This window comes from Lentzea californiensis (genome assembly GCF_024648825.1).
GTDB classification, from domain to species: domain Bacteria; phylum Actinomycetota; class Actinomycetes; order Mycobacteriales; family Pseudonocardiaceae; genus Lentzea; species Lentzea californiensis.
Map to the genome: position 1 here is coordinate 32,099 of NZ_JANBBE010000014.1, position 11,848 is coordinate 43,946.

Consider the following 11,848-nt stretch of genomic DNA (forward strand, 5'->3'; position numbering starts at 1 on the left):
CTCCGGTTGTGGTCGGGCTGATCACCCGACCATAACCGCTCACACTTGACCCCAAATCACCTCGTGGGCGGGGCCTGTCCGGCCCGCTGGCCACGCTGACCAGGTTCGACGACGCTGGAGGCGACGAACTTGCCGTCTTCTGTGGTGGCGATCACCGTCACGGTGTCCCCCTTCTCGACACCTTCGGCCACGGTGTCCGCGTCGACCACGTACGTCTTCGTGTAGCCGTCGGTGGACTTCACCTCGACGGACGAGTCGCTGATCGCGGTGACCTCACCGGTCTGGAACTCGCCGTGCGTCGTGGTGCCGGTCCCGAGGCCGAAGCCGCCGCGCATGCCGCCCTGGCCGTCCGGCGGTGCGCCGCCCATGCCGCCGGCGCCGGTCTGCTGGTTCGTGCCGCCGGCGGCGTGGATGGCGACGCCACCGGCACCGGCGATCGCGACGGCGATGGCCACGGCCGCCACCGTCTTCTTCGCGGTCCACGCCGGCCGAGCCGCGGGCTCTGCAGCGGGCTGGGGTGCTGCGCCCCACTCCGGGGACTGTTGTTCGGTCATGAGAGCCACCGTGTCGGTGCCGGCTGTGCCGAACCTGTGAGCGCAGTAGGCCTGAGCTGTGCAGATCGCTCACAGCTGGTACACAGGATCCGCGTTCACGATGGGAGCCATGCGCGCGATGAAGACCGAACTCCGCCGGCCGGACGGGCAGCCCGTGCGGGTGCTCGTCGTCGACGACGAGTCCACTCTGGCCGAGTTGATGTCGATGGCGCTGCGCATGGAGAAGTGGGACGTGCGCACGGCGCTCGACGGCACGACGGCGGTGCGGACCGCGCGCGAGTTCCGCCCGGACGTCGTGGTGCTCGACGTGATGCTGCCCGACTTCGACGGCTTCGAGGTGCTGCGCCGGATGCGCGCGGAGGCCCCGATCCTGCCGGTGCTGTTCCTGACGGCGAAGGACGCGGTGGAGGACCGCATCGCGGGGCTCACCGCGGGCGGCGACGACTACGTCACCAAGCCGTTCTCGCTGGAGGAGGTCGTGCTGCGGCTGCGCGCACTGCTGCGGCGCACGGGCGTGACCGACGCGGACGCGGGCACCCGGCTGGTCGTCGGCGACCTGTCGCTGAACGAGGACACCCGCGAGGTCGAACGCGCCGGCACCTCGATCGACCTGACGGCGACGGAGTTCGAGCTGCTGCGCTACCTGATGCGCAACCCGAAGCGCGTGCTGAGCAAGGCCCAGATCCTGGACCGCGTGTGGAGCTACGACTTCGGCGGCCAGGCGAACATCGTCGAGCTCTACATCTCGTACCTGCGCAAGAAGATCGACGCCGGCCGCACCCCGATGATCCACACGATGCGAGGCGCCGGTTATGTCCTCAAGCCTGCGTCCTAGGACGCTGCGGGCGAAGCTGGTCTCGGGCCAGATCGTCCTGCTCACCGCGCTGTGCCTGGTGATCGGCGGCGTCTCGGTGCTCGCGCTGCACGCGTTCCTGATGACCAACCTCGACCGCGAGGTCACGACGCTGCGTCCGGCGCCGCCGGGGTCGTCGTACGGTCCCCCCGGCATCAACGCGAGGATCTTCCCCGACGGCAGCATCCGCGGCACGATCGAACTGCCCGGCTGGCAGGCGCCGCGCCTGCTCACCGACGCCGAGATCGAGGTGCTGGCGGCCGCGCCGTCGACGCCGCACACCGTCGACCTGGGCGAGGCGGGCGAGTTCCGCGTGGTCACCGACCGCAGGGACGTCAAGGGCCTGTCGCTGCAACCCGTCACGGACATCGTGTGGCGGATGGTCTGGATCCTCGCCGGGCTCATCGTCGCGGGGGCGGCGGCGGTCGCCCTGGCGGGCAGGGTGGTCGTGCGGCGCGCGCTGGTGCCGCTGGACCGGGTCGCCGAGACCGCCGCGCGCGTCTCCGAGCTCCCGCTGCACGAGGGCGAGGTCGCGCTCGCCGAACGCGTGCCGGAGGAGTACACCGATCCGGCCACCGAGGCCGGCAAGGTCGGCCTCGCGCTGAACAAGATGCTCGGCCACGTCGACCAGGCCCTGAAAGCCAGGCACGACAGCGAGACCAGGGTCCGGCAGTTCGTCGCCGACGCCTCGCACGAGCTCAGAACCCCACTCGCGGCCATCCGCGGCTACGCCGAACTGACCCGCCGCACGGGAGAGGACCTGCCGCCCGCGGTCACGCACGCGATGAGCCGCGTCGAGTCCGAGGCGCTGCGGATGACGTCGCTGGTCGAGGACCTGCTGCTGCTGGCCCGCCTCGACGCGGGCCGTCCGCTGGAGAGCAAGGACGTCGACCTGTCGCGGCTGGTGCTGGACGTGGTCGGCGACGCCCGGATCGCGGGCCCGGACCACAGCTGGAAGCTGGCGCTGCCGGAGGAGCCCGTGACGGTTCCCGGTGACGTGCAACGGCTGCACCAGGTCATCGGCAACCTGCTGTCCAACGCCCGCGCGCACACCCCGCCGGGCACCACCGTCACGACCGGGCTGTCCGTCCACGACGGACGCGTCGACCTGAGCGTCACCGACGACGGCCCGGGCGTTCCCGAAGGCCTGGAGGTCTTCGAACGCTTCGCGCGCGGCGATTCCTCGCGCTCGCGGGCGGCGGGCAGCACCGGGCTGGGGTTGTCGATCGTGGCCGCGGTGGTCGGCGCGCACGACGGTGACGTGTCCGTCGTGAGCAGGCCGGGCCACACCACGTTCACGGTGTCGCTGAAGACATCTGCGGACACAGCTCGTTCACAGCGGGAGCACACGACCGGCCCAGACTAGGCCGCGACGCTCGTCCGCATGAGACGAGAACGCCTGGCGCTGGCGGTCCTGCTGATCGCGACCGGCGCGCTGTACCTGTGGCGGCTGGGGGACTCGGGCTGGGCCAACGCCTACTACTCCGCCGCCGCACAGGCCGGCGCGACGAGCTGGAAGGCGTGGTTCTTCGGCTCGTCGGACGCCTCGAACGCGATCACCGTCGACAAGACGCCCGCCTCGCTGTGGGTGATGGGCCTGTCCGCACGGCTGTTCGGCGTCAACGCGTGGAGCATCCTGGTACCGCAGGCGCTGATGGGTGTCGGCAGCGTCTGGCTGCTGCACGCGACGGTGCGCCGCTGGTTCTCCCCCGCGGCCGCGCTGATCTCCGGCACCGTGCTCGCACTGACGCCGGTCGCGGTGCTGATGTTCCGCTTCAACAACCCGGACGCGCTGCTGGTGCTGTTGCTCATCGCGGGCGCCTACTGCGTGACCCGCGCGGTCGAGAACGCCAGCCCGTTCTGGCTCGCGCTCGCCGGTGTGGCGATCGGGTTCGGCTTCCTCACCAAGATGCTGCAGGCGTTCCTGGTGCTGCCCGCGTTCGCGCTGGTGTACCTGATCGCGGCGCCCGCCACGATCGGCAGGAAGGTCCTGCACCTGACCGGCGCGCTCGGCGCCATGATCGTCGCGGGCGGTTGGTGGATCGCCGCCGTCGAACTGACGCCGGACCGGCCCTACATCGGCGGCTCGCAGACGAACAGCGTTCTCGAACTGACCCTGGGCTACAACGGTTTCGGCCGCCTCACCGGTGACGAGGTCGGCAGCGTCGGTGGTGGCCGCGGCTGGGGAAGTGCTGGCTGGAGCCGCCTGCTGAGTGCGGAGATGGGCAGTCAGATCGCGTGGCTCCTGCCCGCCGCGGTGGTGCTGCTGGTCGCCGGGCTGTGGCTGACGAGGGGACGCGCCCGCACCGCGCTCGCGCTGTGGGGCGGCTGGCTCGTCGTCACCGCCGGGGTGTTCAGCTTCATGAACGGGATCATCCACTCCTACTACACCGTGGCGCTGGCGCCCGCGATCGCCGCCGTCGCCGGCATCGCCGCCACCGAACTGTGGGAGCGCCGCAGCGAACCCGTTGCGGCAGCGGTGCTTTCAGGCTCCGTCGCGCTGAGCGCGCTGCAGTGCCACGTGCTGGTCAACGAGTTCTCCACGCCCGTCGCGGTGCTGGTGCTCATGACAGGACTCATCGCGGCGGCCGGGCTGGTGCTGTCGATGCGCTGGGCGATCCCGGTCGCGCTCATCGCCGCGTTGCTCGGCCCCAGCACGTACTCCTTCGCCACCGTCACCACCCCGCACACCGGCGCGCTGCCCGTCGCGGGCCCGTCGAACGGCCGGATGGGCGGCATGGGCGGCGGGCTGCTCGACGCCACGACACCGGACGACGAGGTCGTGACCCTCCTGCAGGCCAACGCGAGCGACTACCGGTGGGTCGCCGCGGCGATCGGCTCCAACAACGCGGCCGGGCTCCAGCTCGCCAGCGGGCAGCCGGTCATGGCGCTCGGCGGCTTCAACGGCACCGATCCCGCGCCGACCCTGGCGGACTTCCAGGGAATGGTCCGAAGTGGACAGATCCACTACTACGTCGCCGCCGGCCGGATGATGCAGGGCGAGACCGGCAGCGATGCCGCCCACGACATCGCCGAGTGGGTCGCCGAGAACTACACCGCGGCCACCGTCGCCGGTGCCACCCTCTACGCACTGGACGCATCATGACCGCCACGCTCGCCCCCGCGCCCGTCGCGCCACCGAAGCCGCAGGAGCGCCGGGACACGAAGATGCCGCACCGCATCGCCTTTCTCGGTCTGCTCGCGGCGACCGCCGTGCTGTACCTGTGGAACCTCACCGCTTCCGGCTACGGCAACGAGTTCTACGCGGCGGCGACCCAGGCGGCGTCGCAGAGCTGGAAGGCGCTGCTGTTCGGTTCGCTCGACCCCGGCAACACGATCACGGTCGACAAGCCGCCCGCGTTCCTGTGGGTGAGCGGCCTGTTCGCGAAGGCGTTCGGCTTCTCCAGCTGGGCCGTGCTCGCCCCGCAGGCGCTGGAAGGCGTTGCGGCGGTGGGACTGCTGTACGCGACGGTGAAGCGCACCTCCGGTCCGGCGGCGGCGTTGTTCGCCGGCGCGGCCTTCGCCCTCACCCCGGTCGCCACGCTGATGTTCCGGTTCAACCTGCCGGACGCGCTGCTGGTGCTGCTGATGGTCGCGGCCGCGTACTGCACGGTGCGGGCGCTGGAGAAGGCGAGCCCGCTGTGGCTGGCGCTCGCGGGCTCGGCGATCGGGTTCGCGTTCCTCACGAAGATGCTGCAGGCGTTCCTGGTGCTGCCCGCGCTTGCGCTGGCGTACCTGATCGCGGCCCCCACCTCACCTCTCAAGCGGCTGCTGCACCTGCTCGGTGCGGTTGTCGCGGTCGTCGTCTCGGCCGGGTGGTTCATCACGCTGGTCGAACTCTGGCCGGCGGACAGCCGCCCGTACATCGGCGGCTCCACCAACAACTCGCTGTGGGAACTCGCCATCGGCTACAACGGTCTCGGTCGCATCTTCGGCGGTTCCGGAGGTGGACCCGGCGGCGGTGGAACGGGCGGCGGCAACGGGAACATCGGCTTCGGCGGCGAAACGGGCGCCGGACGGCTGTTCGGCGCCAGCATGGGCCCGGAGATCTCCTGGCTGCTGCCCGCCGCGCTGATCGGACTCGGTGCCGGGCTGTGGTTCCTGCGCCGCGCGCCCCGGACCGACCGCACCCGTGCGGCGCTGGTGCTCTGGGGTGGCTGGGTGCTCGTGAGCGGCGCGGTGTTCAGCTTCATGAGCGGGATCACGCACCCCTACTACACGGTGGCGCTCGCCCCCGCGATCGCGGCGGCCGCCGGAATCGCGGGAAGTGAGCTGTGGCGCGGCCGCGGGCACTTCCCGGTGCGGATGGCGCTGACGGTGATGGTCGCGGCGACCGGCGTGTGGGGCTTCATCCTGCTCGACCGCACCCCGGACTGGACGCCGTGGCTGCGCTGGGCCCTGCTGGCCGTCACCGCGGTCGCTGTGGCGGCGCTGGTGTTCGGTCTTGACCGGCGCCGGCTGGCGGGCGTCCTGGTCGTGGCGGCGCTGCTGGGCACCTCCGGTTATGCCGTGGCGACCGCGTCGGTGACGCACAGCGGCTCGATCCCGTTGTCCGGCCCGCGTTCCCAGCAGGGCGGTGGCATGCGCGAGGGCACGTCGTCCACGGAGGTCGTGCAGCTGCTGAAGGCCACCGTCACCGAGTGGGCGGCCGCGACGACCGGCGCCCAGAACGCGGCGTCGCTCCAGTTGGCGTCCGGCCGGCCGGTGATCGCGATCGGCGGCTGGAACGGCAGCGATCCCGCGCCCACGCTCGACGAGTTCACAGCGCTCGTCGCGGCCGGCAAGGTGCGCTATTACGTCGAGGGCGGCCGAGGCGGTGGCAGCAGCGACATCAGCGAGTGGGTCGCGGCGAACTTCGAACCCACCACTGCCGGCGGCCAGACGCTCTACGACCTGGGCTGATCGTCAGAGGCGGCCGGTGTCGGCGGGAAACACCTCCCCCGGCACCGGCCACGCCTCGGCGGGCGACTCGTCGTTCCACAGCAACGGGACCAGGTCGGCGCCCCGCCGGAACAACCACGGAACCCCCTTGAGCGCCAGCCACGCCACGTGGTGCCACACCGTCAGCTCGCGGCCGCCGGAACACTCCAGGCTGACCTCGCCGAACTGGTGCCCCAGCACGCGCAGCTCATCCGCGAACGCCCGCGCCAGCATCCGGTGACCGAGCTCCGACGGGTGCAGCCGGTCGACCGCCCACGTCTCCAGCTCGTAGGCGCCGGGCATCGTGTGCAGGTCGACGCACCGCACGCCGTGCCGCGCCACCACCACGTCGACAACGCGGTTGTACTCGTCGATGCGGTCCTTCAGGACCCGCCGGAGCTTGCCGGGCAGCTTGAACACGCGGCCCTGGTCGTGGAACCGCACGGTGACGACGGAGACCCCGGCCGCGCTCAGCTCGCGGCAGACGTGGTCGAGGTCCTCGTGCATGCGCCGCACGGAGAAGTCCGACCTCAGCGTGTCGTTGACACCGGCGATGACCACGGCGGCACTGGGCCTGTCCCGCAACGCCTGCGGCAGCTGGCCGCGCCTGACGTCCGCCAGCCGCGCGCCGGAGACGGCGTAGTTGCGATAGCCGTTGTCCGAGTAGGCGGAGGAGAGGATCGGGCCGAAGCCGCGCCATCCGCCGGGAACGAGGTCGCCGATCCCGACCGCTGTCGAGTCACCGAGTAACACCAGCACGCGAAACAGCATCAGGTGACGCGGTGATCCGTGAATGACCGTGCGGGAACGGTTCAGCGAAATGCAGGGTAAAGCGGGAGTTCGAGCACCTCAGGGCCGTAGCGGTCGGCCAGTGCGCCGATCACCGCGTCGGCGTGCGACGCGACGGTCTTCTCGCCCAGCAGCAACGCGTCGGACCGCAACCGGATCCACCGGCCCGTCAGCACGACGCTGCGCGGCGGAGCGTTGACGTCGACGGGCATGGGCTTGGACAGCGCCCGCCACGTCGCGAGCCACACCCACAGCAGCTGGGCCTCCAGCAGCCGCGGTAAGAACACCGCGTCGTCGTCCATCTCGGGCCACACCGACCCGACCTCCGCGCGCCAGGCGGCGACCATGGCCTCGGACATCCCCGGCGGCAGGCCCCACGCGCACCAGCAGGACGGGAACGGCACGCGCAACGCGGCGGCGTCGAACACGATGTCGCGGACGCAGCCGCCCTCGAAGTCGACGAACCGGACCCCGCGCGAGGTGACCAGGTGGTTGTCCGGGCACGACGTCGACGGGCTGAACGCACGCCGCCGCGAGGTGCTGAACGCCCGTGCGGCGCCGTTGGCGTACTCGATGGCCTGCGTGGACGTGCCGACGCCCACAGTGGACTCCAGGAGCCCCGGTAAGCCCGCGATCGCCGCGTGCACGTCGACCGCGATCGGGTCTTGGCAGCACTGCGCCCCGGCCCGGCGCATCAACGCGTCGAAGTCGGCGTCACGGCCCGCCGTCGTGGCGTGCAGGCGGCCCATGGCGTGTGCCCACGAGAGCAGGCCGCGTTCGGCCGCCCGCGCGTCCTTGGCGTGCAGCTTCTCGGACAGCCTCGGCGCACGGCCCAGGTCTTCCAGCACGACGAGACGCGCCGCCGCGTCGTGCGCGAACAGTTCGGGTGTGGCGCGCTCTTCGGCCGGCAGCGCCGTCAGCAGCTGGTGGCTCACGGCCTCGTGCGCCCACGGGTCCCGGTCGCCGGAGCCGGCGGGATAGCGCTTCACGACCAGCGTGCGCGGCATGGAGAACGGCGAGGCAGCGACTCTCACGCGAATGACGACGGAACGACCGGTACCCCCGAGAGCCTCGGGGTCAGCGAGGCGCACCTGTGCGCCCAGTCGCTTGGTCAGTACCCGCTCAGCCGCCACGACAGCGTCCGCGATCTCAGGTGAAGTCGTGTCAGGAGGGCCCGCGGTGATCTCCACGCTCATCCCCTCCGACCCTACTCCCCATGTCCGTGAGCCGGACCGACGCTAATCGGGCCGGGCTGCGACCACCACCACTCGTTGGTAACGGCTCGCACCGTTCCCGAACACCCCTCCGAGGTGTGGACGTGTGGAAACACCTTCCGTTGCCCACTACGTACCGATCAAGCCGATCGATCGGCACGCGCTCCTCAATACCGATCAAGTAGGTCCTCGATCGGGCGAACCGGTCTCATGTTCTGGGACGCGCGGAGGCATCCGTCAGGTTGCCTCCGCGCCGCGAAAGATCGTCAGGCCTTCGGCTCGGCCTTCTCGGCCGCCTTGTCCTGGGGCTTCGCGTCCACACCGGCCTCCTTGCGCTGCAGCGCCGTGATGGGCGCCGGAGCGGCCGTCAGCGGGTCGTAGCCGCCGCCCGACTTCGGGAACGCGATGACCTCGCGGATCGAGTCGGCACCCGCGAGCAGCATGCACAGGCGGTCCCAGCCCAGGGCGATGCCGCCGTGGGGCGGGGCGCCGAACTTGAACGCGTCGAGCAGGAAGCCGAACTTCTCCTGCGCCTCCTCGGCACCGATGCCCATGACGTTGAACGCGCGCTGCTGCACGTCCGCGCGGTGGATACGGATCGACCCGCCGCCGAGCTCGTTGCCGTTGAGGATCACGTCGTAGGCGTAGGCCAGCGCCTCGCCGGGAGACTCCTCGAAGGTGTCGATCCACTCCGGGGTCGGCGAGGTGAACGCGTGGTGCAGCGCAGTCCAGTTGCTGCCGCCGACGGCGACGTCACCGGCCTCGAGCTTGTCGACCGACTCGAACATCGGGAAGTCGACGACCCAGCCGAACGCCCAGGCGTTCTCGTCGATCAGGCCGACGCGGTGCGCGATCTCGACACGGGCCGCACCCAGCAGGGCACGCGCGTCACGCGGGTCGCCCGCGCCGAAGAAGATGCAGTCGCCCGCGTTGGCGCCGACGGCCTTCGCGAGACCCTCGCGCTCGGTGTCGGTGAGGTTCTTCGCGACCGGGCCGCCCAGCGTGCCGTCCTCCTGGACCAGCACGTACGCGAGACCCTTGTGACCGCGCTGCTTGGCGAACTCCTGCCACGCGTCGAGCGTGCGGCGCGGCTGCGAGGCGCCACCCGGCATGACGACGGCACCGACGTACGGCGCCTGGAACACGCGGAACGTCGTGTCCTTGAAGTACTCGGTCAGGTCGGTGAGCTCGAGCTCGAAGCGCAGGTCCGGCTTGTCCGAGCCGTACTTCGCCATCGCGTCGGCGTAGGAGATCCGGCGGAACGGCAGCGGGATGTCGACGCCCTTGGTCTCCTTCCAGATCGCGGCGAGCAGCTTCTCGGTCAGGCCGATGACGTCGTCCTGCTCGACGAAGCTCATCTCGATGTCGAGCTGGGTGAACTCCGGCTGGCGGTCGGCGCGGAAGTCCTCGTCGCGGTAGCAGCGCGCGATCTGGTAGTAGCGCTCCAGGCCACCGACCATGAGCAGCTGCTTGAACAGCTGCGGCGACTGCGGCAGCGCGTACCAACTGCCCGGACGCAGCCGCGCCGGCACCAGGAAGTCGCGCGCGCCCTCGGGGGTGGAGCGGGTCAGCGTCGGCGTCTCGACCTCGACGAACTTCTCGCCGTGCAGCACCTCGCGGGCGATGCGGCTGACCTCGCTGCGCAGCCGGATCGCCTGTGCGGGGCCGGAGCGGCGCAGGTCGAGGTAGCGGTGCTTGAGGCGGGCCTCCTCGCCGGGCTCCACGTCGCTCTCGACCTGGAACGGCAGCGGCGCGGCCTCGTTGAGGACCTCGAGGTCGCTCACGTAGACCTCGATGGCGCCGGTGGCCAGGTCGGGGTTGTCGCTGCCCTCGGGACGCTTGCTCACCTCACCGGTGACCTTGACGACGTACTCGCTGCGCAGCCGGTGCGCGCGCTCCGCCATCTCGCCCTCGCGGAACACGATCTGGGCGACACCACTGGCGTCGCGGAGGTCGATGAAGATGACACCGCCGTGATCCCGCCGGCGAGCGACCCACCCGGTGAGGGTGACGGACTGCCCGGCGTGCTCGGCCCGGAGTGACCCGGCCTCGTGCGTGCGCAACACGGTGGTGGCTCCTTGTAGACGAAGTCAGCTTTGCCGTCAAGGCTAGCCGGAGCCACCGACAGATTTTCAGGCAGGGCGGATCGCGGGTCCCGCCTTCGCCCACGCGGCGTGCCAGCCGGGGTCGACCTGCTCGGCGTTCTCACCGTCGTCCGCGATCCGTTCGATCATGTCCAGCAGCCGTGCCCGGTGCTCCGGTGCGAGCAAGGGCATGACCTCGACCAGGAACGGCAACACCGCCGTGGCCGCGGGACACACGAACCCGCCTTCCTCGTACACGGTCCGGTCCAGGTCCGTGACAGCCTGAGCGACCACCTCGGGGTCATCGGACAGCAATGCCCTGAGGTGCCCAGGCGTGTCCAGCGCGGGACCGCAGGCGTGGTCGATGCTGTGCCACGCGACGTCGTCCAGACCTTCCAGGCTCATCGCAGCTCCAGCAGCACCGACGAGGCCAGCGTCGAGACCTTCTGCCCCAGCGACGTCACCCCGTGGTCGTGCACCCTCCCGGCGACGAGGTCCCGGTACTCCCGAGCCCCCGCGACGCCGGCCAGCCACACCGCGAACGCCCGCAGCCGCACGTCCGGATCGGCGATCCACACCGGCACGAACGGCACGACCAGCCCCACGTCGGTGATGTCGCGCTCGAACAGCCGGCGCAGGTAGTCGAGCGCTTCGGTCCGCCACGGCAGCACGTCCACCAACGCCAGCACGAGGTCGATGCCGTCGAAGTCCTTGGGCCCCACCAGCCAGAGCACGTGCTCCAGCACCTCGTCGTAGCCCATCTCGAACGACCCGGTCGCGAGGAACAGCTCCAGGTCCCCGGTCAGCCCGCGCAGGATGACGTCGGCGTCCGGCCTGGTCGCCGCCGACACGAGCAGCCGCACCAGCGGTTCGTCGCCGGAGACCGTCAGCTCCCGCAACCACTCCACCGCCGCCTCGTCACCGCGCCCGGCGAACTCCGTGGCGACGATCACCAGGCACAACCGCGTGGCCGGATCGAGCTCGTCCTCCCACCGCCGGGACAGGGCGGGCAGCACGAGCGCGCTGTCCCCGTGCCCCTTCCCCAGCATGAACAACACGCCCCGGCGCACGCCCGCGGAGCCGTGGTCGAGCAGAGCCAGCAACGTCGGCTTCGAGGCCTCCCAGGCGGCCGGCCAGCTCGGGTGCACCCCGTCGGAGCCGCTGCCCCCGGCGACCGCGATCGCCCCGCAGACGTTCTCCAGCAGCCACTCACGGCTGGGGGTGTTGTCGTGCGCGACCAGCTCCAGCAGGAACGGCCACGCCGCCACCGTCGCCTCGCTGACCTCGGACTCCTCCCCGGTCAGGTGCCGCACCAGCTCCTCGTGCGGCTCGACGGACGTCCTGGCCTGCCTCAGCAACCTGGGAAGGTCGTCGGCGTACCCGTCGTGACTGCGCAACCGGTACCAGTCGATGCCCTTCAGACCCTCCACCATG

At 71.0% G+C, this 11,848-nt stretch carries 10 protein-coding genes; 4 read left to right on the forward strand and 6 right to left on the reverse strand.

The genetic code is table 11. The annotated features are described in order from the left end of the window. Window positions 1-56 precede the first annotated feature (56 nt). Window positions 57-554, reverse strand: coding sequence for a hypothetical protein (locus LX88_RS36230; RefSeq protein ID WP_258952284.1), 498 nt, complete (start codon window positions 552-554; stop codon window positions 57-59). Window positions 555-663: 109 nt separating this feature from the next. Between LX88_RS36230 and LX88_RS36235 the strand changes: the two genes are divergently transcribed. From LX88_RS36235 to LX88_RS36250, 4 genes are read left to right on the forward strand one after another with little or no spacing between them, the layout of a single operon-like run. Then, window positions 664-1,389, forward strand: coding sequence for a response regulator transcription factor (locus LX88_RS36235; protein ID WP_281273466.1), 726 nt, complete (start codon window positions 664-666; stop codon window positions 1,387-1,389). Continuing rightward, on the forward strand, window positions 1,367-2,773 hold the full coding sequence (locus tag LX88_RS36240) for a sensor histidine kinase (protein ID WP_258952285.1): 1,407 nt from the start codon (window positions 1,367-1,369) through the stop codon (window positions 2,771-2,773). Before LX88_RS36235 ends, LX88_RS36240 begins: the two co-directional genes overlap by 23 nt. Window positions 2,774-2,791: 18 nt before the next feature. After that, a complete protein-coding gene (locus LX88_RS36245; protein ID WP_258952286.1) occupies window positions 2,792-4,513 on the forward strand; it encodes an ArnT family glycosyltransferase in 1,722 nt (573 codons plus the stop codon). Then, window positions 4,510-6,309, forward strand: coding sequence for a glycosyltransferase family 39 protein (locus tag LX88_RS36250; protein WP_258952287.1), 1,800 nt, complete (start codon window positions 4,510-4,512; stop codon window positions 6,307-6,309). Before LX88_RS36245 ends, LX88_RS36250 begins: the two co-directional genes overlap by 4 nt. Window positions 6,310-6,312: 3 nt before the next feature. On the opposite strand, the gene LX88_RS36255 is transcribed toward LX88_RS36250, so the two are convergent. The 5 genes from LX88_RS36255 to LX88_RS36275 form a co-directional block, all read right to left on the reverse strand. Further along, window positions 6,313-7,086, reverse strand: coding sequence for an SGNH/GDSL hydrolase family protein (locus LX88_RS36255; RefSeq protein WP_258952288.1), 774 nt, complete (start codon window positions 7,084-7,086; stop codon window positions 6,313-6,315). A gap of 53 nt (window positions 7,087-7,139) precedes the next feature. Next, window positions 7,140-8,150, reverse strand: coding sequence for a hypothetical protein (locus LX88_RS36260; protein WP_308203482.1), 1,011 nt, complete (start codon window positions 8,148-8,150; stop codon window positions 7,140-7,142). Between the two features lie 446 nt (window positions 8,151-8,596). Beyond that, window positions 8,597-10,396 (reverse strand): aspartate--tRNA ligase, encoded by a 1,800-nt coding sequence (gene aspS / locus LX88_RS36265; RefSeq protein ID WP_258952289.1) that lies wholly within the window; start codon window positions 10,394-10,396, stop codon window positions 8,597-8,599. Window positions 10,397-10,462: 66 nt separating this feature from the next. Continuing rightward, the gene (locus LX88_RS36270; RefSeq protein ID WP_258952290.1) at window positions 10,463-10,819 is read right to left on the reverse strand and encodes a hypothetical protein; all 357 of its coding nucleotides are present in this window, start codon (window positions 10,817-10,819) and stop codon (window positions 10,463-10,465) included. Then, complete coding sequence (locus tag LX88_RS36275) at window positions 10,816-11,847, reverse strand: HEAT repeat domain-containing protein (RefSeq protein WP_258952291.1); 1,032 nt, start codon at window positions 11,845-11,847, stop codon at window positions 10,816-10,818. Before LX88_RS36275 ends, LX88_RS36270 begins: the two co-directional genes overlap by 4 nt. Window position 11,848: the final 1 nt, after the last annotated feature.

Bases quoted from the DNA above. Each gene is read 5' to 3' on its own strand.
- LX88_RS36230 (WP_258952284.1), bottom strand. From the start codon at position 554: ATGACCGAACAACAGTCCCCGGAGTGGGGCGCAGCACCCCAGCCCGCT.
- LX88_RS36235 (WP_281273466.1), top strand. From the start codon at position 664: ATGCGCGCGATGAAGACCGAACTCCGCCGGCCGGACGGGCAGCCCGTG.
- LX88_RS36240 (WP_258952285.1), top strand. From the start codon at position 1,367: ATGTCCTCAAGCCTGCGTCCTAGGACGCTGCGGGCGAAGCTGGTCTCG.
- LX88_RS36245 (WP_258952286.1), top strand. From the start codon at position 2,792: ATGAGACGAGAACGCCTGGCGCTGGCGGTCCTGCTGATCGCGACCGGC.
- LX88_RS36250 (WP_258952287.1), top strand. From the start codon at position 4,510: ATGACCGCCACGCTCGCCCCCGCGCCCGTCGCGCCACCGAAGCCGCAG.
- LX88_RS36270 (WP_258952290.1), bottom strand. From the start codon at position 10,819: ATGAGCCTGGAAGGTCTGGACGACGTCGCGTGGCACAGCATCGACCAC.
- LX88_RS36275 (WP_258952291.1), bottom strand. From the start codon at position 11,847: ATGGTGGAGGGTCTGAAGGGCATCGACTGGTACCGGTTGCGCAGTCAC.